Genomic DNA, 23,562 nt, shown 5'->3' with positions numbered 1-23,562 from the left:
TCATGCAGCGCACCAAACTCCACGACCTGATCGAGATGGCCCAGGAGCCGTCCAGCGAACGGCGGCGCGAGCTGCTGCGCGGGGTGACGGACCTGTTCTTCGCCAGCGAGGACCTCAAGGGCGGCCCTGAGATGGAGCTGTTCGACGACGTCATGAGCCAGCTCGCCGGCGAGATGGAAGAGGCCGTGCGCGCCGAACTCGCCCACAGGATGGCGCAGGCCGAGGTCGCGCCGCAGGGCCTGATCCGCGACCTGGCGCGCGACGCCTCCATCGAGGTCGCCCGTCCGGTGCTGGAGGGCTCCCACGCCCTGACCGAGGACGACCTGCTGTCGGTGGCCCGCACCCGCGGCCAAGACCACCTGCGCGCCATCTCCCAGCGCCCCCTGGTGTCGGAGGCCCTGTCGGAAGCCATCGTCGAACGCGGCGACGACGAGACCGTCGGCGTGCTCCTGGCCAACGAAGGCGCTCTGCTGTCGCGCGAGGTCCACGAGATCGTCGTCGACCGCGCCGCGGAGAACCCGGCCCTGCATGAGGCCGTGGTCACCCGCAAGAGCCTGCCGGTCGATCTGCTGAACGAGATGTATTTCGTGGTCGAGGCCAAGCTACGCGGCGAGATCCTGGCGCGTAACGCCGAGGTCGATCCCGCCGAGCTGGACGCGGCCCTCGCCGTCGGCCGCAAGCAGCTGGCCGAACGCGACGGCGCCCTGCCGCAGGACTATTCCGAGGCCGAGAAGCAGGTCCGCATCCTGCGCCTGCGCGGCGCCATCACCCCTCAGGTGTTGGCCGGCTTCCTGCGCCAGCGCGAGACCAGCAAGTTCCTGGTGGCCCTGTCGGAACTGGCCGAGATCGACTTCCACACCGCCCGGCGGATTCTCGAGCGCCGCGAGCTGGATGCGCTCTCCATCGTCTGCAAGGCGGCCGGCTTCGACCGTTCGCTGTACCTGACCTTCGCCGTGCTGATCCTCGACCGCGACTCCAACGCCATGGGCCGGGCCCGAGAATATGGCGAACTCTACGAGAACCTGCCGCGCGAGGCCGCCCAGCGGACCATCCGCTTCTGGCGCCTGCGCCGCCAGACCCGAGACGTCGCCGCCGCCTAGGGCTTGGCGGGCGGGGCGTTCGGCATCTCATAGCGCAGCGGCACCCGGATCGAGCCTCCGACCGTCGGCAATCCCTCGGTGCTCCAGGTCTGCACCCGAAAGGCCTTCGACAATGCGACAGCGGAGTCGCCGAATCCGAGGCCTGCGGGCTCTTCGCGCTCCGTGGCGCAGGCGCTCAGACGTCCTTCCGCGACAACCTGGCAATTCATGACCACCCGCCCGGTCCTAACGCCGGCCTCCACGGCGGCGGCGGGATAGCCCGCCACCATATCCTGGCCGTCCGGCAGCGACGTCCATTGGGGCTTGCCGATCGTACGGCTCGCCGGGTTCAGCATGTCGACGGCGAAGACGAAGGGGATCTGCACGTCGACGCCCTTCGTGGGCCGCCCATCCTTCAAGGTCTCGGGTCCGACGAAGCGGCTGGACAGGGTGCGGGCCGCAGCGGCGAATCCCATCCCCTTCGGCTCCTCCGTGATCGTGTCGCAAGATCCCACGAGTCCCCCCGCCTTGAAGGTGCAGTTCAGGGTGGCTCGGCCGCCCGCCTCGCGAGCCTTGGCCTTCTCCGGGTAGACGGCCACGACCTCCGCATAGGTCGGCGCCTGACGCCAGGTGACGTTGCTCAACACCATGCGCATCAAGGGGCCCGATCCCGCGCCCGTTAGGCGGCTGCCGAGCGCGGGTCCCGCGCCTTCGAAGTTGATCGGAATCCTGACCGTGCTCACCACCGGCTTTCCGCCTCGCATGCCGGGCTTCATCAGCAATTGCGGCGTGAGCGCTATGGCGGCCACGCCGAAGCCAGATCCAGCCGGCGACTCGCTCACGACCGAACAGTCGCGAAGCGCGCCTTGCAGGGACACGGAACACGAAATGACCGCCTTGCCGCCGAGTCCCCGCTGCAGGGCCTCTCTCGGCCAGACCGACATCAGGCTCTCGGGCGTTGGCCGCTTTAGCCAGTCCGGCTTGACGTCAAGCTCCTCGTCGGCGCGCGCGGGAACGCCAAGCAAGAGCGCGCATGCCAGCGCCGCCGCCAAATGTCTCATGAACGTCCCCCAGACTTCGCGTCATGCTGGCACGGCGACCTGGGGTTGAGAAGCGACTTTACCTCGCCGCGGCGGCCGATCCGCCGGTCAGTCGCGCCAGGCCGTCGGCCGCCACGATGCTGAGCGAGCGCAGACCCATCTCGCCGAACACGTCCAGGGCGCCGTTGAGCGCCATCGCCGCGGCCGCGCGTTCGCCGCGATCGACGCCGGTGATGTCCAGCCGCGCCTCGTAGATGCGGGCCAGGTTGACCTGGATCAGCGCCCAGGCGGCCGGGTCGCGCTTGGCGGCCAGATTGGCAAGTTCGATCTTGAAGGCCGACTCCGCGGCGTCCAGCACGGTCAGGTCGCCCGAGAGCTCGGCCGAGCGGGCCAGGCAGAGGGCCCGGTTCGACGCGCCGAAGGCCCGCAGCGACAGGCCCGGCGCCTTCTTCAGCACATGGGCGGCCCGGTCGTAGCAGGTGACCGCCTGCTCATAGGCGCGTTCCGAGGCCCCAGCCTCGCCCAACGCCTGCAGGCCCTGGGCGAGCGCGGTCTGGACACGGGCCCAGTCCAGCGGACTGTGGTCGCGGGTGAGTTCGTTCAGCACATCGGCCAGGGCGCCGACCGCCTCGGCCAGGGTCTCGACCTCGCCGGTGATCTCGCCCAGCAGGGCCAGGGCTTGGCCGCGCAGGGCCGCGGCGCGGACCCAGCTCAGCGGCTCATAGGCCGGATCCAGGCCATCGGTGGCCCGCTCGGCGATGTCCCGGGCCGCGGCCAGCAATTCCTCGTCGCGCAGGCGCGCGCCCCAGCCCATTAGCATGTCGGCTTGAACGAGCCGGGCTTCCACGGCCAGCAGGCGCGCGGCGCGACAGCGGCGGGTGAGGGCCTCGAGTCCCGTGATGGGGACGGTGAAACGGGCGGCGGCGATGCGGGCGGCCTGGGCGTCGCCCGTGGCCATGCGCTCGCGCGCCTCGATGGCGGCGATGCCGATGTCGGCCAGCGGCAGGGCCAGGCCTCCGCGCGCGGCAGCGCGGGCCTCGCGGAAGGCGACGTCGGCGGCGGCGTTCAAGCCCTCATCGCCAAACAGCTCGGCCCCCAGCATGGCGCAGAAGGCCTGTTCACAGCGGGCGCGGGCCCAGCCGTCGGGACGGCGGTCGCGGCCGAAGGCCTCGGCGGCGGCTTCGGCGGTGGCCGCGGCCTTGCGCAGGGCGGCCGCGTCGCCCGATCGGCGGGCCACCTCGCGCCAGACAATGGCGCTCTCCAGCCGGCGCTGGGCCTTGTCCTTGGCGCCGACCCGGCCGGCGGCGATGTCAGCGGCCTTGCCCTCCTGGGTGATCAGCCGGAGATCGAGCAGTTCCAGGAGCGAGGAGTCGCCGCCCGTGAGACCGTCATGGGGAGGTCGAAGACCATCCTGGCCGAACAGGCGCTTCAGCTCACGACCGAACTCGAACATGGCCAGGCTCCGACAAACCCCCGACGTCTCAACACGGGACGCCCACGCGGGGTTCAGGCCTGACGGAGCAAAGCCGGAGCCGAGTTCGTAAACAAGTGGTTAATGTGCTTGTTATGGTTAATGAAATCTAAATTTGTTGTGTAGTCGCATTAACCAATTCTGGCCCGGAACTTGCGTGTGGGATGCCGGCGCCCGGCTCCTCCTCCCCGAAAACGGGTGGAGAGGAGAAGATATCGGGATGTGTTTGGCCGGCTGCTAAGCCCGTTCCCGCGCCCGCTCGAAGGTGACCTTCGGGAAGCGCTCGGCCACATAGCCCATCTCCCAGGACGACTTGGCCAGGAACACCGGCTGGTCGTCGATGTCGACGGCCATGGCCATCTTGTGCTTGCCGGCGAAGTCCTCCAGGTCAGCCTTCTCGCCCACCAGCCAGCGGGCCTCGGCATAGGGCGCGGCCTCGAACAGCACCTCCAGCTGGTACTCGTTGGCCAGACGGTCGGCCATCACCTCAAGCTGCAGCTGGCCAACCGCGCCGACGATGAAGTCCGCTCCGATATTGGGCCGGAAGAGCTGGGTCACGCCCTCCTCCGCCAGGCCCTGCAGGGCCTTGGTCAGGTGCTTGGCCTTCAGCGGATCCTTGACCCGCACGCGCTGCAGGATTTCGGGCGCGAAGTTGGGCAGGCCGGCGAACCGCAGGGTCCCGGACTCCGACAGGCTGTCGCCCACCCGCAGGATCCCGTGGTTGGGGATGCCGATGACGTCGCCGGCGAAGGCCTCCTCGGCCAGTTCGCGGTCCGATGCGAAGAACATGATCGGCGCATTGACCGAGAGCTGGCGGCCGGTGTTCTGCACCTTCAGCTTCATGCCGCGCTGGAACTTGCCCGAGCACAGCCGCAGGAAGGCGATGCGGTCGCGATGGTTGGGGTCCATGTTCGCCTGGACCTTGAAGACGAAGCCGGTCACCTCCGGGTCGCCCGGGACCACATGGGTCGGCTCGCCGGCCTTCGCCGCCGACACGGCCTTCGGCGGCGGGGCGTAGGCGCCCAGGCCCTGCAGCAGTTGGTCGATACCGAAATGACGCAGGGCCGAGCCGAAGAACACCGGGGTCATGTGGCCTTCCAGGAAGGCCTGGGGATCGAAGGGCTTTGACGCCTCGCGGATCAGCATGGCGTTCTCTTCGAGCTCCGCCTGCTCGTCTGGTTCGAGGTAGCTGCCCATGGCGTTGCCGTGAAAGGCGATCGCCGCGGGGTGGCCCTCGTCCTTGTCCGATCCCTTCTTGGCGAAGGGCAGGAACTTGTCGTGGCGCAGGTCCAGCATGCCCTTGAACCGCCCGCCCGAGCCCGCCGGCCAGTAGAGCGGCGCGGGATCGAGGGCCAGTTTCGAGGCGATCTCGTCCAGCAGCTCGATGGGGTCTTGGGCCTCGCGGTCCATCTTGTTGATGAAGGTGACGATGGGGATGTCGCGCAGCCGGCAGACCTCGAACAGCTTGAGCGTCTGCGGCTCGATGCCCTTGGCGGCGTCCAGCACCATGACCGCGGCGTCGGCGGCCGTGAGCGTGCGATAGGTGTCTTCGGAGAAGTCCTCGTGCCCCGGGGTGTCCAGCAGGTTGAACATCAGGCCGTCGTGGTCGAAGGTCATCACCGAGGCCGAGACCGAGATGCCCCGCTCTCGTTCGATCTTCATCCAGTCGGACCGGGTGCGGCGGTTCTCGCCGCGGGCGCGCACCTGGCCGGCCGCACGGATCGCGCCCCCAGCCAGCAGCAGGTTCTCGGTCAGGGTCGTCTTGCCGGCGTCCGGGTGGGAGATGATGGCGAAGGTGCGCCGGCGGGCGGCCTCGGCGGCGGGAGAATGGCTCATGGGCGGGCGATAGCGCGTGCCGGGCCCAGGCGCAAACTGAAGGCTCAGGCGGCGAGCCGCCGCCAGACCTCACGGTCGGTCGAGACGGTGTCCAGCAGGCCCTCGGCCTGGCGGCTCGACAACCCGGCCATGACGTCGAGGCCGATGGTGGCGACGCGGAACATCACCTCGTCGGGCTCGCAGCCGTAGCGCGGCGACACGAACAGGGCGGCGTTGACCCGGGGCGCCCGGGCGATGATCAGGGTGGCCAGCCGACAGGCCCGCTCGGGCCGGTTGACGTGCAGCAGCGGGTTCTCGGCGAACAGCTCGCAACCCAGCTTGCCCACGGCTTCGAACGACAGGGACTGGAAGCGGCGGGCGGCCATCTGCGGCGATAGCCTGACGCCGCTGAGATTGAGGACCACGTCGTTCATCAAAAACAGCATGCAGGCGCCGCGTCTCGTCTTGGGGGACGCGACAATTGGCACGCCGAGGCTTTCAGCGCGGTTGAAGAAGGCGGTGAATGGGCCGCTAACCCTGCTCGACAGGCTCGGTCAGGAAGTGGCGACCGTCGCGATCGTCGATCTCCACCACCCAGATATCGGGGTCGATGCGCGCTGCGCGCTCGATATAGCGGTCGAGTTCCGGCTCCTGGTCGGAAAGCGAAGGCTGCATCCAAACCCGCTCGCCGTCGCCGCGGGTGGCTTCGGCAAAGAGGCGGGTCGTGCCTTGGGCCCGGTTCAACACCTTGACCAGCACGCTGCCGGCCCGCGCGTCGCCCTTGCGCGCCACCACCGCGAAACCGCCGCCCAACTCGGTCCTGCGGATCAGGGCCGCGACCCAGATGTCAGTGGAGAGCAGCATTTTTGGTCTCGATAACGGAACGGAAAGGGCGAACCTGTAGGCTTCGCCCAAGTTCTCGAACCTATACGAGAAAAGCAGGAGCCATGACGAGACCGCGCAGAACAGCGCAGCTCGCCGGGTGTGGATGGGTGGGGCTGACGCTGGCCGCGACGATCGTCGCGGCGCCGGGCGTCGCGACGGCGGGGGCTGTCGACCTCTTCTACGAGCGCACGGTGATGACCGCCGCCGACAGCCGCTGCAGCCTGTTCGACGCCCCGACAGGCGCCGCCCTGGCCGCCGGTCAGGCCCAGGCGCGTGGCGCCGTGCTGCGGGCCGGGACCGACCAGGCGACACTCAAGGCCCTGGAAAGCCGCGCCCGTCAGAAGGCGGCCCTGACTCCCTGCGATTCCGATGATCTCAACCTGGCCGCCGCCCGGGTGCGCCAAGCCTTCGAGGGCTACGCCCAGCTCAGCCGGATGAGCTACCCCGGCGACCACGCCCCCTGGCTGGCCGACCGCGCCAGCGGCGAGGCCGCCCGCTGGCGGCTGCAGCAGCCGGTGAGCTTCGGCTGGAACCGCATGGTGTTCGGCCTCGCCGGCCGTGACGGCGCCAACGCCCTGATGGCGGTGGCGAGCTTCCCCGACGGCCAGCAGCCCTATGCCGCGCGGCTGCTGATGCGCGACGCCGGCCTGACGCTCGGCCCCTATCTGGATCATCGCGGCGAGGCCATCGGCCGCCTGCCCCTGGCGCGGCGCTTGCCGCCCGCGACCGCCCAGGCCGCCTACGCCGCCGAAGCCCGCAGCAGCGCCGGGCGCGACCTGCTGCCCAAGGACGTCAAGTCGGGCTGGGCCTTCCGCTTCCCGGCCAAGGCGGCCGCGGCCCTGGCGGCGCTCGACCCCCGCGAGGCCGTGGCCGTGGAGTTCCTGTTCGCCGACGGCCAGGGCGAAAGCGTGCGGCGGGCCTATGTGGAGGTCGGCGACTTCGCCGCCGGCCGCGCCTTCCTGCAGGTCGCCGCCCGCTAGGCCACCGGCTCCGGCGTCCGGGCCGGGAGTTCCGCGCCGTGCAGCACCGGCATGCGGACGGTGACCGTAGTCCCCTCGCCCAGCCGGCTCTCGATGAGCATCCGGCCGCCGTGCAGTTCGGCGAAGGCGCGCACCAGGGAGAGGCCCAGGCCGGTGCCCGCCGAGCGTTGGCTGGCGTCCCCCGCCTGTTCGTAGGGCCGCCCCAACCGCACCAGGTCTTCACGGCTGATCCCCACCCCGGTGTCGGCGACGATCAGCTCCAGATGGTGGTCTTCTTCGCGAACCGTCACCGTCACGGCCCCGCCGCGGGGCGTGAACTTCAGGGCGTTGGAGATCAGGTTCAGCACGATCTGCTTCAGGGCCCGGCGGTCGGCGACCACCTCAAGGTCCTCCTTGGGCAGCAGGCCGCGCAGCTGGACCCCGGCGCGATCGGCCTGGCCGCGCATCAGCCGCAGGACGCCGGAGACCGCATCGCGGGCGTCGAATTCCTCGCGCGACAGCTCGAACCGCTCAGCCTCGATCTTCGACATGTCCAGCACATCGTTGATCAGCTCCAGCAGGTGGGTGCCGGAATCGTGGATCAGCTCGGCATACTCGCCGTAGCGGTCCGACAGCGGACCGAACAGCCGCTGCTTCATGATGTCGGAGAAGCCCATGATGGCGTTGAGCGGCGTGCGCAACTCGTGGCTCATATTGGCCAGGAAGCGCGATTTGCCGGCGTTTTGGGCCTCGGCGTCGGCCTTGGCCTGCTCCAGTCCAGCCATGCGCTCGCGTTCAGGCCGCCCGTCGCGCAGCGCGCCCACCGCCCGGCCGTCCCAGGTGCGGCGCAGGCTCAGCGTCAGCCAGCCGTCTGGGGTCCCGTCGGGGACGAAGGCGACCTCCGCGGCCCCCTCGGCCAGGGTGCGTTTCAGGGCCTCGATCAGGCGCGGCCGGTCGGCGGGCGCGGCCAGGTCGCCAAGCAGACCTCCGGACCCGGCCGGCGTCGCCAGGCCGGGCGGCGAGGCGCCCCAGACCGCCGTGAGGCGGCCCTCTGGATGGACGCCCAGCAATTGGTGCGGCTGCTCGTCCAGGGTCTGGCGCAGCCGCGCCTCGCGCCGATCGCGGCGCAGGGCTTCGAGCTCGCCCTGCCGCTGCAACGCCACCAGGCCCGCGCCGAAGGCGAGCGCGCTTGAGACGAGTCCGATCAGGGACAGGCCGAACGCCAGGTCAGCGCGCGGCGGGGGAATCTGCAGGCTGAGAGCCGCCATGGCCGCGAGACCGACCGCACCCAGGGCCGTGGCCGCCCCGAAGGCGAGGCCCTGTCTCCGGCCCACGGCCAGGGCCACGGCCATCGGCGACAGCAGCCAGACGGCCAGGGGGCCCGCGACGCCGCCGGTCATCACGGCCGCCAGGGCGGCGCAGAGGGCCCAGCCCAGTATCAGGGCGCGCCGCGCGCCGTCCCGGTGGGCGCGATTGAGGAAGAGCCCAACCATGGCCGGAAGCGCGCCGACGGCAAGCGCGGTGAGCGCCCGCTCGGTAGGCGCCAAGCCGGCCAGGCCCAGGCCCGCGGCCCCGGCGGCGACCACGGCCAGCCAGCCCGCGCACCACCAGACGGCGTCGCGGTCCGGCGTCGATCGGCGCCTCGGCTTCGGCGTCCTGCTGGCGGGAAAGCCCTCGACCACGATGTTGCGCTACGCCTCTCGAAACGAACCAGGGCCCTCTCGAAAGGAAGACCGGCCGGGACATTACCCTCGCGCTTGAGTCCCCGCGAGGGCGCTCGCGCGAGGCGCGACCAGTCAAATGTATGATCTTCCACAGAAACGAAATCGTAAGCGCGTGAGCATAGCCTTGGCCTCCCCTGCCCTCGAGGCGTTCGGTTTCCCATGGCCCAGGCGGCTTTCCTTCCCAGCGACCCGGCGGAACCGCAAGAGCTCGCGCCCGAATCGCCACGCCTTAGCCCGCGCGCGCGGCGCGAGGCGGCCCTGGACGAGACCAAGCGATCCTTCCTGCGCATGGTCAGCCACGAATTGCGCACCCCGCTGAACTCGATTCTGGGCTTCTCCGAGATCATCGCCTCGGAGCTGTACGGCCCGCTGGGCGCCCCGCAGTACAAGGAATACGCCGGGATCATCCGCACCAGCGGCAACCGGCTGCTCAAGCTGGTCAACCAGATCCTGGAGATCGCGCGGCTGGAAGGCCGGGCGATGGACATGGACCCGCGGTCCGAGACCCTCGACCATGCCCTGGACGATGTGCTGGATGGCCTGCGCGACGAGATCGCCGCCCGCCGGACCCGGATCGTGATCGACGACCAGGGCGCCCTGCCCTCGGTCACCGCCGACGCGCGCGGCCTGCGCACCGTGCTGACCAACCTGATCCAGAACGCCGTGGCCTTCGGGCCCGAGGACGCCACGGTGCGGATCAGCGCCGTCCCGCATGACGGCGATATCGAGATTCATGTCTCCGACAACGGCCCTGGTGTCGATCCCGCCGACCTTCCCCGCCTGCTGCGCCCCTTCGAGCAGGGCGAGAACGCGCTTACCCGCCGCAGCGAGGGCGCAGGGCTGGGCCTGCCGATCGTCGACCTGCTTTGCCTGGCCATGAACGGCCGGCTGAAGCTGCAATCGACCCCCGGAGAAGGCCTGACCGCCACCGTCCGGCTGCCCGTCGGCTGAACACTGGTTGCGTCGCGGGTCGGCGATCCCTAAGTCGCCAGTGATATGTCCGACATCGACCAAGACCTAGACGAGCTGGCCCAGGAGTTCGACCTGCTGGGAGACTGGGAAGAGCGCTATCGCTATGTGATCGACCTGGGCCGCGAACTGGCCCCGCTCAGCGACGCCGAGCGCAACGACGCCAACAAGGTGCGCGGCTGCGCCAGCCAGGTCTGGCTGGTCACCGAGCCTCAAGCCGACGGCACGGTCGACTTCCGCGGCGATTCCGACGCCCACATCGTGCGCGGCCTGATCGCGGTGCTGCTGCGGCTCTATTCGGGCCAGCCGCCCAAGACGATCCTCGCCTTCGACGCCAAGGCGGCGTTCGACAAGCTGGGCCTGAGCGGCCACCTGTCGGCGCAGCGGTCGAACGGACTGGCGTCGATGGTGGGGCGGGTGCGCCGCGACGCCGAGGCGTTGGCGGCGACCGCCTAAAGCGCGACGGCCGAAAGTGGCTGCCGATTTCGGCGCCCGGCGCGCTCCAGAGTCAAGCGGCGCGGATTCCGCTGATGGTGTCGCCCTGGACCCCGACCACGGCGTCGTAGCCCATGATCATGTCGACGTCCTTGCCGTTGGTGGCGAGCGGCAGGCGCAACCACAGGATCGATAGGTGCGCCGCGCCGCGCCAGGCGAGGTTGTGCACGCCGACGGCGGGGCGGCGGTCATGGACCAGCTTGGTCAGTTCCGTGCGCCAGTATTCGGCGGCCGTCGAGTTATAGACCTCGGTCAGGCTGCGGCCGGTGATCTCACGGCCATAGACGCTGTAGAGGCCGGTGCCCGCCAGGCGCAGGCGGAAGTCCAGGGGATCGCGCCGCACGTCGATCAGGCTGACGGTGGGCAGCAGGCGCTTGAAGTCCTCGGGGCGGATATCGCCGCGGCCTGGCAGTTGCGGCCCATGTCGCAGCCCCGACCAATAGGCATAGAGTTCTTCATGGGCGCGGGCGGCCGCCGCGGAAGCTCCTATCTGTGCGGCCATATTCAGATTCCTTAACAACCCCTTGGAATCGCGACGAATCACTTATCGCCCACCCGGTGATTCACCGGCAAGTGGAAAACAGGGGGTGCGACGAGAAATCAGGCCAAAAGGTGGCGAAGCTGTCCTCGGGAACCTCCCCCGCAGCGCCCAGGAGGCCGGGACGCGCAAAAGAAAACGCCCGCCGGTGGGCGGGCGTTTCCGGGAGCTCGAATTTATTTCGAAGCCTACTTGCCGGCCCGCTTGCGCGGAGCCTGACGGCCGCCTTGACCCAGGCCCATCTGCTTGGCCAGGTCCGAACGCGCCTTGGCGTAGTTCGGGGCGACCATCGGATAATCCTTCGGCAGACCCCACTTCGCCCGGTATTCCTCCGGGCTCATATTGTATTTCGTGCGCAGGTGCCGCTTCAGCGACTTGAACTTGCGGCCGTCTTCCAGGCAAACAAGGTGATCCGGCGTAATCGACCGGCGCACAGGAACCGCAGGTTCCTTCGGCGCGGCTTCCTGAACGTCCGAACCCGAGGAGATCCCCGCCAGAGCGCGGTGGACGCTTTGGATGAGATTGGGAAGATCCGCCGCCGCGACCGAATTGTTTCCGACGTAAGCGGATACAATATCCGCCGTCATCTCAATGACTTCCGATTTCTCGTCCATTTTTCTCGGTTCCGTGAGTGCGTTGCACAATTTGGGGGATGACTGATTCACGACATCAGTCATGGCGTCAATATATCGGTCTTGTCCCAAGCACAAGGCTGGAACTCAGTTGAGCGATTGAACGAACACGTTCTTCGTCATTAGAGAACTGACGCGCCGCACCAATCGGTTGCAGACACAACCGCGAAGACGTCACTCGCTCATTGCGCGAACGCCAAGATTAGCGCCCAAATTCCTTTGACAGCGCCAGCATGGCGGCCCTTTGGGGTGCTGAGTATTCGTCGACGCCGTCTTCGTCGCCGTCACGAATAGCCCTGAGCAGGGCCGGTGTCAGGGCCGAGGTCAGCGACCAGTTCCAGTAACGCAGAACAGTTTGCGCCCGGTCGACTGCGATCATGTCGTAGGTCGTCATCACCCGCTCAAGCGCCTGCGACAATGCGCCGCTGTCCTCGGTCTCCGGACGCTTCAAGCCGCGCCAGAGGGCGCGCAGGGCCTGGCGCGGCAGCCCGGTGGCCTTGCACAGGATCGCCAGGGGCTCGCCGCCAGGATCGGTGAATATCTTGGCGCCGGTCATGGGCTTGAGCCCGGAGAGGTAGGAGATTTCCTCGGCGATTTCCCGGGTGAGGCCGTCCTGCGCCGCGGCCACCGCGGCCTCCAGGCTGTCGAACGGGCTCTTGTCGATGGCCGCGCGGTTGCGCTGGCGCCGCTCTATGAACTGCAGCGCCTTGCGCGACAGGGGATCCTGCCAGCCCTCGGCGGCCGCGAGCGCGAAGATGTCCCCGGTCGCCTCCTGCAACACCTCGCGACTGACCGCGAACCGCTGGAGGATGGTGCGGCGGGTCTCGGCGTCGGCCCACCAGAACAGCACATAGGCGTGGGCCGGCCGCAATTCCGAGCGCCGCAGCAGCGCCGCGGTCAGCCGGGTATCCCCGCGGGTCAGGGCGACGATCGCCTCGATCGCGGCGTTGGAGAGCCGGGCCAGATCGTTCTTCAGCAGACATTCGATGACAATGATCTCGCCGAACTCGATCAGGACGTCGCAGACCACCTCGTTCACGCCGCGCCGCAGGGCGACGAGCCGTCGATGCTCCAGATCGGTGAGCCGAATGCAGTCCAGCAGGTCGGCGTCCGACAGCGAGGGGCACTCGATCAGTAGCTCCTCGGCCACGTCCACATGGTCGCGTAGCAGCAGGCGCACCAGGCTGGCCGGGATCTCGGTGAGCGTGGACAGGCGGCGCGCCACCTTCTTACGCTCTTCCGGCTCGGCCTCGCGCAGCATGTCGACCAGCAGGTCGGCGGTCATGGAGCGTTCGAAGGCGTTCACCCGCGAACTGGGCAGACAGACGACGTCGGCCATCCGCTTCAGCAGGGCGCCGCGCGCGCGGAAGGCCTGCGCGGCGCCGGAGGCAGGATCGTGCTCGGAAGAGGGGACGGCCTGGTTCATGGATCGAGCCGATGACGAATCGAACGCGATCAGACCATAGCCTGCTTAACCGGCGGTGATCAGCGGAACTGCGGCGGCTCCCAGTCAGGCCAGATATCCGGCAGGTCCGACGAGACCTTGTTCGGGAAGGCGGGAGGCCGTTTCTCGAGGAACGACATCACGCCCTCACGGGCGTCGGCCATGGCGCCGCGGATCTGGATGCCGCGGCTGTCGGCGCGGTGGGCCTCCATCGGATGCGAGGCGCCGGCCATGCGCCAGATGAGCTGGCGGGTGATGGCGATCGAGACGGGGGCGGTATTGTCGGCGATCTCGCGCGCCAGGGCCATGGCGGCCGGCAGCAGATCCTCAGGCGCGTGCAGAGAGCGGACGAGGCCGCGGTCTAGGGCTTCCTGGGCCGGGAAGACCCGGCCCGTATAGCACCACTCCAGGGCGGTCTGGACGCCCACCAGCTTGGGCAGGAACCAGGACGAGGCCGCCTCCGGATTGAGCCCGCGGCGGGCGAACACCAGGCCGAACCGCGCCTCGGTCGAAGCCATGCGGATGTCCATGGCCAGCTGCATGGTCACCCCGATGCCCACCGCCGGTCCGTTCACCGCGGCGATCACCGGCTTCAGACTCTCATAGATCCGCAGGGTCACCAGACCGCCGCCGTCGCGCTGCACGCCCTCGCGGGTGCGAGCGGCCTTGTCTTCGCCGCCCCGCGCCTCGTAGTCGAAGGTCTTGGCGCCGGCCGACAGGTCGGCCCCGGCGCAGAAACCGCGTCCAGCCCCGGTGACGATCACCGCCTTGACCGCGTCGTCGGCGTCGGTGACGTCGAAGGCGGCGATCAAGTCCTTCATCATCTGGGTGTTGAAGGCGTTCAGCTTCTCGGGCCGGTTGAGGGTCAGGACCGCGACGCCGTCCTCGACCTCGAGTTTCAGGGTTTCGAAAGTCTGGGCCGCCATCTGGTTCTCCCTCGCGATTTTCCGCATCTCGCCCCGCTTGACGGACGGTCCGTCAAGCGCCGCATATGTGCCTGAACAACGATAAGTTTGGGAGGACGGCCGAGGCGCGGCGACACGCGTCCGGGCGCCGCGAGGAAGAACAGAATGCACCCGGCCACACACGCCAAGACCTACCCCGACCGCGCCGCCTACATCATGGCCGGGTCCGGCGAGACGGTGACCTACAAGGAGCTGGACGAGCGATCCAACCAGGGGGCGCACCTGTTCCGGTCCATGGGCCTGAAGGCCGGGGACGTCATCGCCATCCTGATGGAGAACCATCCACGGTTCTTCGAGATCACCTGGGCGGCCCAGCGCTGCGGCCTCTACTACGCCTGCGTCTCGTCCAAGCTCACCGCGGGCGAGATCGAGTACATCATGAAGGACTGCGAGGCGCAGGTGCTGATCACCTCCGCCGGGGTCGGCGCCGTGGTCGACGAATTGCCCGCCCTGCTGCCCGGCGTGAAGCTGTTCATGGTGGGCGAGGCGCGACCGCCCTATGCGAGCTTCGAGGCCGCCCGCGCGCCGATGCCGACCACGCCGGTCGCCGACGAGACCGCCGGCGCCGACATGCTCTATTCGTCGGGCACCACGGGCCGGCCCAAGGGCATAAAGCCGCCGCTGACCGGGGGCCCCATCGACGCCCCCAGTCCCCTGGCGATGATGGCCATGGGCCTGTTCGGCTTCCGGGAGGACAGCATCTACCTGTCCCCCGCCCCGCTCTATCACGCCGCCCCGCTGCGCTGGTGCATGAGCGTCCAGCGCCTGGGGGGCACGGTGGTGCAGATGGAGAAGTTCGATCCCGAGCAGGCCCTACGGCTGATCGAGAAACACAGGATCGACGTCGGCCAGTTCGTGCCCACCCATTTCGTGCGGATGCTGAAGCTGCCGCCGGAAGTCCGGGCCAGGTACGACGTCTCGTCCCTCCGCTCGGCGGTGCACGCCGCGGCCCCCTGCCCCATCCCGGTGAAGGAGCAGATGCTCGCCTGGTGGGGGCCGGTGATCCACGAGTACTACGCCGGCAGCGAGGGCAACGGCTTCTGCTACATCGGCCCGCACGACTGGCTGACCCACAAGGGTTCGGTGGGCAAGGCCACGACGGCCGAACTGCACATTGTCGGCGAGGACGGCGAGGAGGTTCCGCCGCGCACCGAAGGCACGGTCTATTTCGGGGGCGGCACGCCGCTCACCTATCACAACGCCCCCGAGAAGATCGCCGAGAACACCAACAAGTACGGCTGGACGACGCTGGGCGACGTGGGTTGGGTGGACGAAGATGGCTTCCTCTACCTCACCGACCGAAAGAGCTTCATGATCATCTCCGGCGGGGTGAACATCTATCCGCAGGAACTCGAGAACCTGCTGATCACCCACCCCAAGGTCGCCGACGCCGCCGTGGTCGGCGCGCCGCACGAGGAGATGGGCGAGCAGGTCGTGGCGGTGATCCAGCCGATGGACTGGGCCGCGGCCGGGGAAGAGCTCAAGGCCGAACTCGCCGCCTTCTGCCGCGCCAATCTCAGCCATGTGAAGTCGCCGCGGGTGATCGACTTCATGCAGGAGCTGCCGCGCCATCCCACCGGCAAGCTCTACAAGCGGCTGATCCGCGACGCCTATTGGGGCAAGGAAGGCTCGAAGATCGTCTAGCCGCGCCTTGACCGGGACGGCGCGCCGTCGTCGGCTGCGCGCCGCGCATCCCGGAGCCTGGCCCCATGACCCTGTCGACCGACGTTCAAGCCGGAGGCCGCCATCGCGTGGTGATCGTCGGCGGCGGCTTCGGCGGCCTGCAGGCGGTCCATCAGCTCGCTGGGGCGCCGGTCGACATCACCCTGGTGGACCGGCGCAACCACCACCTCTTCCAGCCGCTGCTCTACCAGGTCGCCACGGCCTCGCTGGCGACCTCGGAGATCGCCTGGCCGATCCGCCACTTGCTGCGCGGGCGGCCGGAGGTCACCACCCTGCTGGCTACGGTGGTGGGGATCGGCGCCGACGCCCGCCGCGTCCATCTCGAGGATGGCCAGGCCCTGGCCTACGACACCCTGGTTCTGGCCACCGGATGCCGCCACGCCTATTTCGGCCATGACGAGTGGGAGCCGTTCGCCCCCGGCCTGAAGACCCTCGAGGACGCCACCACCGTCCGCCGCCGCATCCTGCTCGCCTTCGAGCGCGCGGAATGCGAGACCGACCCGGCGCGCCGCGCGGCCCTGCTGACCTTCGTCATCGTCGGCGCGGGCCCGACCGGGGTGGAGCTGGCGGGCACCATCGCCGAACTGGCCCGCGACACCCTGCCCCCCGACTTCCGCAACATCGACACCCGCCAGGCCCGCGTGGTCCTGATCGAGGCCGGGCCGCGGGTGCTGGCGGGCTATGACGAGGACCTCTCGGCCTACGCCCTGCGCGCGCTGCAAGGTCTCGGGGTGGAGGTCGAACTCGACCAGCCGGTCTCCGCATGCACGGCCGGGGGCGTGGTCTACGGATATCGAAGCCTGGAGGCGAAGACCATCATCTGGGCCGCCGGGGTGCGGGCCTCGCCAGCGGCCGAATGGCTGGGCGCACCCGCCGACCGCGCCGGGCGGCTGATGGTGGGGCTGGACCTCACGGTTCCGGGCCGGCCGGAGATCTTCGCCGTCGGCGACACCGTGACGATCGCCGGCCCCGACGGCCGGCCGGTCCCCGGCATAGCGCCGGCCGCCAAGCAGCAGGGCCAGCACGTGGCCCAGGCCATCAAGGCGCGCCTGCGCGGCGACACCGCGCCCATCCCCTTCCGCTACAAGCATGCCGGCAGCCTGGCGACGATCGGCAAGCGGCTGGCGGTGATCGATTTCGGGCGCATCAAGCTGCGCGGCGCCCTGGCCTGGTGGATCTGGGGCCTTGCCCATATCTACTTCCTGATCGGCGTGCGCAACCGGCTCAGCGTGGCGATCAGCTGGCTATGGATCCACACCCGCGACCAGCGCAGCGCGCGTCTGATCACCCAGGGCCGCGGCATGGGCGAATCCCGGCCAGCCGGCTTTACAAGCACCTGATCCGCGCCGCCTATTGGTCGAGGATCGAGCAAGGGCGAGGCAGATGACCATAAGCGTACTGGGTTTCGCCGGCAGCCTCCGCCAGGGCTCCTACAACCGGGCCCTGCTGCGCGCCGCCCAGGGCCTGGTCCCTGACGGGATGGTCCTCGAGACCTTCGACCTGGCGGCGATCCCGCTCTACAACGGCGACGTCGAAGCCGCCGGCGATCCCGAGGGCGTGGCCGCCTTCAAGCAGGCCCTGCGCCGCGCCGACGCCGTCCTGATGGTCACCCCGGAGTACAATCACGGCGTCCCGGGCGTGATGAAGAACGCCGTCGACTGGGCCTCCCGCCCGCCCCAGGACTCGCCCCTGAACGGCAAGCCGGTGGGGATCATCGGCGCCTCGCCCGGCATGACCGGCAGCGCGCGGGGCCAGAGCCAGCTTCGCCAGGCCTTCGAGTTCACCAACTCCTTCGCCATGCCCCAGCCGGAGATCCTGGTGTTCCGGGCCCACGAGAAGTTCGACGCGGAGGGCGCGCTCACCGACGAGGCGACGACGCAGCACCTGCGGCGCTATCTCGCCGCCCTGCTGGCCTGGACGCTGAGATTCAAGACCGACTGACAGCCCGCGTTGGAGATCGACCCATGACGGCCTGGCCCGCCCTGCCTTATGCGGCGTGGAAGGACACCTACGCCACCCTGCACCTCTGGACCCAGATCGTCGGCAAGGTGCGCCTGGCTCGGACCCCCTGGCTGAACCACTCCTGGCAGACGCCGCTCTATGTGACGCCGCGGGGCCTTACGACGGGGATCATCCACCATGGCGCCCGGACGCTGGACCTGGAGTTCGACTTCGTCGACCAGGTGCTCAGGATTCGCACCGACGGACCCACGACCGCCCTGCCCCTGGCGCCGATGTCGGTCGCTGAGTTCCACATCCAGGTGCTGGAAGCTCTGCAGGCCCTGGGGACCCCGGTGACCATTCACGGCGCCCCCAACGAGCTGCCGCAGGCGGTGCCGTTCGAGCAAGACCGGGCGCCGCGGACCTATGATCCCGACCAGGCGCAGCGGTTCTGGCGCGCGCTGCTGCAGGCCGATCGCGTGTTTAAGACCTTCCGTACCGGCTTCCTCGGCAAGGCCAGCCCGGTGCATTTCTTCTGGGGCAGCTTCGACCTGGCGGTGACGCGGTTTTCGGGCCGGCCCGCGCCTCCCCATCCCGGAGGCGTGCCGAACTTGCCCGACGTCGTGGCCCGCGAAGCCTATTCGCACGAGGTCAGCAGCGCCGGCTTCTGGCCCGGCGGGCCAGGCTGCGAGGAGGCGGTCTTCTACTCCTACGCCTATCCGGAGCCGGCGGGGTTCCGGACGGCAGCCGTGGCCCCGGCCGGGGCGAGGTTCGATCCTGGTCTGGGCGAGTTCGTTCTGCCCTACGAGGCTGTGCGCACGTCGAGGGACCCCGACGCGATCCTGCTGGCCTTTCTCGCCTCTACCTACGCTGCGGCGGCCGATGCGGCGAACTGGGACCGAGACGCCCTGGAGTGCCCGTTCGGCGTCCCGGGCCGCCCGCGCCCGAGCTAGCGGCCAACCGGGGCTTGACGGCGGCCCAGGCGTTGTACATAACCATATAGTTCTAGAACTAATGAGTTATGTAATGACGCATTCCGACCAGCTCGACGCCACCTTTGCGGCCCTGGCCGACCCGACCCGGCGGGCGATCCTCGCCCGACTGGTGGCCGGCGAGGCCTCGGTGACGGAGCTGGCCGAGCCGTTCGCCATGAGCCAGCCGGCGATCTCCAAGCACCTGAAGGTGCTGGAACGGGCCGGGCTGATCTCGCGGGGCCGCGACGCCCAGCGGCGGCCCTGCCGTATCGAGGCGCAGGCCCTGGCCGGGGTGAACGACTGGCTGGAGCGCTACCGGCAGGTCTGGGACGCCAACTTCCAGCGGCTGGACAACCTGCTGGACGAACTGAAGGCGAAGGAGGGCCTGCCCGTGACCCGCCGCCGCCACGATAGTTGAGGCCCCTGTCGGATAGCCCCGCCCCCGTTCGTCCTTCGGACGAAAAGCAGACGTGAGGACGAACACCGTGACTATGGAAAAGACACTGGAGATCACGGCGCCGAGCGACCGGGAGATCGTCGTGGTCCGCGACTTCGACGCGCCGCGCCGCCTGGTGTTCGACTGCATGACCAAGCCGGACCTGCTGCGGCGCTGGATGCTTGGCCCGCCCGGCTGGACCATGCCGGTCTGCGAGATCGACCTACGGGTGGGCGGCGCCTATCGCTACGTCTGGCATGGCGAGAACGGCGAGGAGATGGGCATGGGCGGCGTCTATCAGGAGGTCGCCCCGCCGGATCGGCTGGTCGCCACGGAGCTGTTTGACGGGGCCGAGGACCCCAGCCTGGTCACGTCCGAACTTGTCGAGCACGGCGGTCGCACGACCCTGACCACCTCCATCCTCTACCCCTCCAAGGCGGTGCGCGACGCCATGCTGGCCACCGACATGGCCGCGGGCATGGAGGCGGGTTACGCCCGGCTCGACGCCCTGTTGGCCGCCTGAACCATGGCCGCGCTGGAGGATGAGGTCGCCGCCGCGCTCGAAGCGCTGCGGGCCAGGGCCACCAACCACGACCGCGAGAACATGGTCCGCTTCGGCATCGATGCGCCGAAAGCCATGGGCGTCTCCATGGCCAATATGCAGAAGATCGCCAAGCCCATCGGCCGGCGGCACGACCTGGCCCAGGCCCTGTGGGAAACCGGCTGGTACGAGGCGCGGATGCTGGCCTCGCTGATCGACGACCCGGCCCAGGTGACGCCGGAACAGATGGACCTCTGGTGCGCCGACTTCGACAACTGGGGCATCGTCGACACCGTCTGCTTCAAGCTGTTCGACCAGGCCGCCGACGCCTTCGGCATGGTCGCGCCGTGGGCGCAGCGGACCGACGAATTCCAGAAGCGCGCGGCCTTCGCCCTGCTGGCCAGCCTGGCCCTGCACGCCAAGGGCGAGGGCGACGAGCCCTTCCTTCGGGGCCTGGCGCTGATCGAGGCCGCCGCGCACGACGACCGCAACTTCGTCAAGAAGGGGGTCAGCTGGGCCCTGCGCGCCATCGGCGGCAAGCGCAGTCCCGTGCTTAAGGCCGCCGCCCTGGAAACCGCCCGCCGCCTGGCGGCTTCCGCCGACCCGACGGCCCGCTGGATCGGCAAGGACGCCCTACGGGACCTCACACGCACCCCCAAGCCCCGGCGGACCCCGCCGGCCAAGACCGAGGAACTCCAATGACCATGGATGTCGCATCCCCTCCCCGCCGCATCGGGCGAAGCGTGCTCGCGGTGATCGCGGGCCTTGTCACGGTGGTGGCGCTGTCCACCGCCACGGACGCCGTGCTCCACGCGCTGAAGGTCCTCCCGCCCCCTGAGCAGGGCATGCACGATCCCGCCCTGAACGCCCTGGCCCTGGCCTATCGCTGCGTCATCACCGTGCTCGGCGGCTATGTCTGCGCTCGGCTCGCCCCCAGCCGGCCCCTGCGCCACGCCTTCATCCTGGGCGTCATCGGCACGGCCATCGGCACGGCGGCCGTGGTCGCCACCTGGAACATGGGACTGGGGCCGCGCTGGTACCCCATCGCGCTCGCCGTCACCGGCCTGCCGCTCACCTGGCTCGGCGGCTATCTCTATCGGGGCTCCAAATGATCAAGGTCTACAACTTCGCCCGCGGCGCCCGGGGCCTGCGCATCTTCTGGCAATGCGAGGAGATGGGCCTGCCATACGAGGTGAAGATCCTCCCCTTCCCGTTCCCCGACGACTACCGGGCCCGCAATCCGGCCGGCGGCGTGCCGTTCCTGGAGGACGACGGCGGCGTGGCGATCAACGAGTCGGTGGCCATCATGCTCTACCTGGCTGAGCGCTACGGCCCGACGCCGCTGCTCCCGGTCGGGGACGATCCGGCGGCGCTCGCCCGAGTTCTGCAGATGACCGTGCTGACCGAGGCGACGCTCGGTGGAAGCATGAACACCCTGATGGCCGCGCACTTCGTCGCCCCCGAGGTCGACAAGCGCAACTGGTCGGTGCTCGGCCTGGAGGAGCGCATGGCCCACGCCCTGGGCTATGTCTCCGACACCCTGGGCGACCAACCCTACCTGGCGGGCGAGGCGTTCAGCCTGGCCGACATCGCCGTCAGCACCGCGCTCGGGATCTGGCGCGGCGCGCTGAACGGCGCGATCCCCGACCGCCTGGTGGCCTACCGCGAACGCCTGGCGGAAAGACCAGCCTACCAGCGGGCCCAAGCGCGCTCGACCGGCGGCTAGGGACCCTCGCGCGCGGCGCCGGATCGGTCTAAGCTTCGCCGTGTGAGCTGTTCCCACGCCATTCTCCGCCGCCAAGTAGCCCCCTCCCCGGGGGTCAACGGACGCGTGCGGCCTTGAACTAGGTCGTGAACGGCCGGTCCCCCGCCCCTGGCGGATGGAGACCGGCCAAATTCTCCATCCGCGCCCCTCGATGGAGAGACACATGCAAGACTGGTTCTACGATGACCTTCGCCAGGTCGGCCTCGATTTCGAGGACGAAGGCGAGGTCGAAACCTACGACGTCCGGCAAGGCGGTTCCGCCGCGAAGGACGCCATGCTGCTGGAACGCCTCGGCGTCGGCCCGGGAACAGCCATGGCCGACATCGGCTGCGGCACCGGGATCATGGCCTGCCAGGCCGCCGCCATGGGCGCCCAGGTCCAGGCCGTCGATGTCTCGAAGACCATGCTGCGGGCGGTCGAGCGGAGGACTCGTGATTCAGGCGTGGCGCTCGGTCTACAGCACGCCGGATTCCTGACGTTCGAGGCCTCCGGTCTCGACCTGGTGACCAGCAAGTTCGCCCTGCACCACCTTCCCGATTTCTGGAAGGCGGCGGCCCTCGTGCGGATCCATGACGCCTTGAAGCCAGGCGGTCGGCTCTACATCGAGGATGTGGTCTTCAACTGCGCGCCGACGGCGATCGCCGAGACCGTCGAGGCCTGGATCGACTACATGACGGCCCAAACCGGCTACACGCGCGAGGACGTGGCCTGTCACGTCCGCGACGAGCATTCCACCTTCGGCTGGGTCCTGGAGCGGTTGATCACGGAGGCCGGTTTCACCTTGCTCCGAGCGAGCTATGAGGAACCGGTCTACGCAACCTATCTGGCCGAACGGCCCGCCTAGTAGGCCCGCCCGATCAGGATCTCCTCGACGCCCGGGGCGCCGGTGAAGATGCAGGGACCGAAGGTTGCCGGCTGATCCATCGGCGCGTTGCGCAGGGTGAGCTTGAAGGCCTTCAGCTTCTGCACCACCGCCTCCAGTTCGTCGCCGCTCGGCCGCGACCAGGACGCGCGGATCCAGCCGCGGAAGGGGCTGGCCTCCTCGTCCTCGTCGGCCACCTGGCCGAAGTGCTCGGCCACCTGGTCGAAGGTGGTCAGGTCGGTGACGATATTGGCGTCCAGGCGCGCCTTGGCCTCGCCGAACAGGGTCTGCTGGATGGACGCCAGCAGGCCGGGCGCGGCGGTGACGAAGTCTTCGCGGCCCATGACCTGGTTCTTCACCCGGTCGCCGTCGCGCAGGTCGTCGCGGCGCATGAAGGTCACCTGGCCGCCGGCGGCGTCGCGGGGACCCAGCTCGACGATGATCGGCGCGCCCCGGCGCACCCAGTTCCAGCGCTTGTCGGCCGACTTCTGGTCCTTGACGTCCAGCAGGGCGCGGATCGGCTCGCCCAGGGCGAACTGCTGCTCCAGGTCCTTCACCAGGGCCTGGCCATAGGCCAGGACCTCGGCGTCCTCGGGCTTGCCGCGCAGCATGGGCACCACCACCACCTGGCGGGGCGCGACGGCCGGCGGCAGGCGCAGGCCGTCGTCGTCGCCGTGGGTCATGATCAGCCCGCCGATCAGCCGGGTGGACGTCCCCCAGCTGGAGGTGTGGCAGAACTCCAGCTCTCCGGCGTCGCCCTGGTAGCGGATGTTCTGGGCGCGGGCGAAGCTGGTGCCCAGATAGTGCGAGGTCCCGGCCTGCAGGGCCTTGCCGTCCTGCATCATGGCCTCGATGGAGAAGGTGTTGTCGGCCCCGGGAAAGCGCTCGTTCTCCGGCTTCTCGCCGGCGATCACCGGCACAGCCAGCACGGTCTCGGAGAACTCGCGGTACATCTCCAGGGCTTCCAGCGTCGACTTCAGCGCGTCCTCGCGGCTGGCATGGGCCGTGTGGCCCTCCTGCCAGAGGAATTCCGAGGTCCGCAGGAACAGCCGCGTGCGCATCTCCCAGCGGACCACATTGGCCCACTGGTTGATCTTCATGGGCAGGTCGCGGTGGCTCTTGATCCAGCGCGAGAAGGCATCGCCGATGATGGTCTCGGAGGTCGGCCGCACGATCAGCGGCTCGTCGAGCTTGGCGTCCGGATCGGGCTGCAGCTTGCCGTCGATCAGCTTCAGCCGGTGGTGGGTGACCACCGCCATCTCCTTGGCGAAGCCCTCCACGTGCTCGGCCTCCTTGGCGAAGAAGCCCAGGGGGATGAACAGCGGGAAGTAGCAGTTGTCGACG

The 23,562-nt window shown here is 69.2% G+C and carries 25 protein-coding genes; 14 read left to right on the top strand and 11 right to left on the bottom strand.

Features of this window, described 5'->3' with window-relative positions:
- Positions 1-2: 2 nt before the first annotated feature.
- Positions 3-1,100: a DUF2336 domain-containing protein gene (locus tag Q8Q88_RS22475; RefSeq protein ID WP_305677411.1), complete on the top strand. Its 1,098-nt coding sequence runs from the start codon at positions 3-5 to the stop codon at positions 1,098-1,100.
- Here the strand turns inward: Q8Q88_RS22475 and Q8Q88_RS22470 are convergent.
- The 5 genes from Q8Q88_RS22470 to Q8Q88_RS22450 form a co-directional block, all read right to left on the bottom strand.
- Entirely contained in the window at positions 1,097-2,140 is a 1,044-nt protein-coding gene (locus tag Q8Q88_RS22470) for an energy transducer TonB (RefSeq protein WP_305677410.1), read from the bottom strand. The two genes, Q8Q88_RS22475 and Q8Q88_RS22470, sit on opposite strands and share 4 nt — an antisense overlap.
- Before the next feature lie 58 nt (positions 2,141-2,198).
- Positions 2,199-3,572, bottom strand: coding sequence for a hypothetical protein (locus Q8Q88_RS22465; protein WP_305677409.1), 1,374 nt, complete (start codon positions 3,570-3,572; stop codon positions 2,199-2,201).
- Positions 3,573-3,827: 255 nt separating this feature from the next.
- A complete protein-coding gene (locus Q8Q88_RS22460; RefSeq protein WP_305677408.1) occupies positions 3,828-5,426 on the bottom strand; it encodes a peptide chain release factor 3 in 1,599 nt (532 codons plus the stop codon).
- A gap of 44 nt (positions 5,427-5,470) precedes the next feature.
- A complete protein-coding gene (locus tag Q8Q88_RS22455; protein WP_305677407.1) occupies positions 5,471-5,851 on the bottom strand; it encodes a hypothetical protein in 381 nt (126 codons plus the stop codon).
- A gap of 85 nt (positions 5,852-5,936) precedes the next feature.
- Positions 5,937-6,269, bottom strand: coding sequence for a DUF1491 family protein (locus Q8Q88_RS22450; RefSeq protein ID WP_305677406.1), 333 nt, complete (start codon positions 6,267-6,269; stop codon positions 5,937-5,939).
- A gap of 83 nt (positions 6,270-6,352) precedes the next feature.
- Here Q8Q88_RS22450 and Q8Q88_RS22445 point away from each other — a divergent pair, with 83 nt between their 5' ends.
- Positions 6,353-7,270, top strand: coding sequence for a hypothetical protein (locus Q8Q88_RS22445; RefSeq protein WP_305677405.1), 918 nt, complete (start codon positions 6,353-6,355; stop codon positions 7,268-7,270).
- On the opposite strand, the gene Q8Q88_RS22440 is transcribed toward Q8Q88_RS22445, so the two are convergent.
- Positions 7,267-8,931 carry an MFS domain-containing histidine kinase gene (locus tag Q8Q88_RS22440; RefSeq protein WP_305677404.1) on the bottom strand — a complete coding sequence of 555 codons (1,665 nt, stop codon included), beginning with the start codon at positions 8,929-8,931 and terminating at the stop codon, positions 7,267-7,269. The two genes, Q8Q88_RS22445 and Q8Q88_RS22440, sit on opposite strands and share 4 nt — an antisense overlap.
- A gap of 201 nt (positions 8,932-9,132) precedes the next feature.
- On the opposite strand from Q8Q88_RS22440, the gene Q8Q88_RS22435 reads away from it, so the two are divergent.
- Positions 9,133-9,924, top strand: coding sequence for a sensor histidine kinase KdpD (locus Q8Q88_RS22435; RefSeq protein ID WP_305677403.1), 792 nt, complete (start codon positions 9,133-9,135; stop codon positions 9,922-9,924).
- A 45-nt stretch (positions 9,925-9,969) separates the two neighbouring features.
- The gene (locus Q8Q88_RS22430; RefSeq protein ID WP_305677402.1) at positions 9,970-10,398 is read left to right on the top strand and encodes a SufE family protein; all 429 of its coding nucleotides are present in this window, start codon (positions 9,970-9,972) and stop codon (positions 10,396-10,398) included.
- A 52-nt stretch (positions 10,399-10,450) separates the two neighbouring features.
- Here the strand turns inward: Q8Q88_RS22430 and Q8Q88_RS22425 are convergent, their stop codons facing one another.
- From Q8Q88_RS22425 to Q8Q88_RS22410, 4 genes are all read right to left on the bottom strand, one after another.
- Positions 10,451-10,939, bottom strand: a complete 489-nt coding sequence (locus tag Q8Q88_RS22425; RefSeq protein WP_305677401.1) for a PAS domain-containing protein — start codon at positions 10,937-10,939, stop codon at positions 10,451-10,453.
- 224 nt (positions 10,940-11,163) lie between these two features.
- Positions 11,164-11,589, bottom strand: a complete 426-nt coding sequence (locus Q8Q88_RS22420; protein WP_305677400.1) for a MucR family transcriptional regulator — start codon at positions 11,587-11,589, stop codon at positions 11,164-11,166.
- Between the two features lie 220 nt (positions 11,590-11,809).
- Positions 11,810-13,033, bottom strand: coding sequence for a DUF2336 domain-containing protein (locus tag Q8Q88_RS22415; RefSeq protein WP_305677399.1), 1,224 nt, complete (start codon positions 13,031-13,033; stop codon positions 11,810-11,812).
- Positions 13,034-13,092: 59 nt separating this feature from the next.
- Positions 13,093-13,977, bottom strand: coding sequence for a crotonase/enoyl-CoA hydratase family protein (locus tag Q8Q88_RS22410; protein WP_305677398.1), 885 nt, complete (start codon positions 13,975-13,977; stop codon positions 13,093-13,095).
- 144 nt (positions 13,978-14,121) lie between these two features.
- Here Q8Q88_RS22410 and Q8Q88_RS22405 point away from each other — a divergent pair, with 144 nt between their 5' ends.
- The 10 genes from Q8Q88_RS22405 (at position 14,122) to Q8Q88_RS22360 (ending at position 22,200) form a co-directional block, all read left to right on the top strand.
- Positions 14,122-15,660: an acyl-CoA synthetase gene (locus Q8Q88_RS22405; RefSeq protein WP_305677397.1), complete on the top strand. Its 1,539-nt coding sequence runs from the start codon at positions 14,122-14,124 to the stop codon at positions 15,658-15,660.
- A 65-nt stretch (positions 15,661-15,725) separates the two neighbouring features.
- The gene (locus tag Q8Q88_RS22400; RefSeq protein ID WP_305677396.1) at positions 15,726-17,039 is read left to right on the top strand and encodes an NAD(P)/FAD-dependent oxidoreductase; all 1,314 of its coding nucleotides are present in this window, start codon (positions 15,726-15,728) and stop codon (positions 17,037-17,039) included.
- A 43-nt stretch (positions 17,040-17,082) separates the two neighbouring features.
- A complete protein-coding gene (locus tag Q8Q88_RS22395; protein WP_305677395.1) occupies positions 17,083-17,640 on the top strand; it encodes an NADPH-dependent FMN reductase in 558 nt (185 codons plus the stop codon).
- A 23-nt stretch (positions 17,641-17,663) separates the two neighbouring features.
- Positions 17,664-18,593, top strand: a complete 930-nt coding sequence (locus Q8Q88_RS22390) for a DUF5996 family protein (protein ID WP_305677394.1) — start codon at positions 17,664-17,666, stop codon at positions 18,591-18,593.
- A 73-nt stretch (positions 18,594-18,666) separates the two neighbouring features.
- Entirely contained in the window at positions 18,667-19,032 is a 366-nt protein-coding gene (locus Q8Q88_RS22385; protein WP_305677393.1) for a helix-turn-helix transcriptional regulator, read from the top strand.
- 73 nt (positions 19,033-19,105) lie between these two features.
- Positions 19,106-19,573 (top strand): SRPBCC family protein, encoded by a 468-nt coding sequence (locus Q8Q88_RS22380; protein ID WP_305677427.1) that lies wholly within the window; start codon positions 19,106-19,108, stop codon positions 19,571-19,573.
- A gap of 3 nt (positions 19,574-19,576) precedes the next feature.
- On the top strand, positions 19,577-20,293 hold the full coding sequence (locus Q8Q88_RS22375; protein ID WP_305677392.1) for a DNA alkylation repair protein: 717 nt from the start codon (positions 19,577-19,579) through the stop codon (positions 20,291-20,293).
- Positions 20,294-20,295: 2 nt separating this feature from the next.
- On the top strand, positions 20,296-20,703 hold the full coding sequence (locus tag Q8Q88_RS22370; RefSeq protein WP_305677391.1) for a hypothetical protein: 408 nt from the start codon (positions 20,296-20,298) through the stop codon (positions 20,701-20,703).
- Positions 20,700-21,317, top strand: a complete 618-nt coding sequence (locus tag Q8Q88_RS22365) for a glutathione S-transferase family protein (protein ID WP_305677390.1) — start codon at positions 20,700-20,702, stop codon at positions 21,315-21,317. Before Q8Q88_RS22370 ends, Q8Q88_RS22365 begins: the two co-directional genes overlap by 4 nt.
- 202 nt (positions 21,318-21,519) lie before the next feature.
- The gene (locus tag Q8Q88_RS22360; RefSeq protein ID WP_305677389.1) at positions 21,520-22,200 is read left to right on the top strand and encodes a class I SAM-dependent methyltransferase; all 681 of its coding nucleotides are present in this window, start codon (positions 21,520-21,522) and stop codon (positions 22,198-22,200) included.
- Here the strand turns inward: Q8Q88_RS22360 and Q8Q88_RS22355 are convergent.
- On the bottom strand, positions 22,197-23,562 hold a 1,366-nt coding region (locus Q8Q88_RS22355), incomplete at its 5' end, for an aminoacyl--tRNA ligase-related protein (RefSeq protein WP_305677388.1). The two genes, Q8Q88_RS22360 and Q8Q88_RS22355, sit on opposite strands and share 4 nt — an antisense overlap.

It is taken from the genome of Phenylobacterium sp. (assembly GCF_030697925.1).
Taxonomy (GTDB): Bacteria; Pseudomonadota; Alphaproteobacteria; order Caulobacterales; family Caulobacteraceae; genus Phenylobacterium.
Note: the sequence above shows the minus strand (reverse complement) of the source record. Positions and strands in the feature narration are given on the sequence as shown.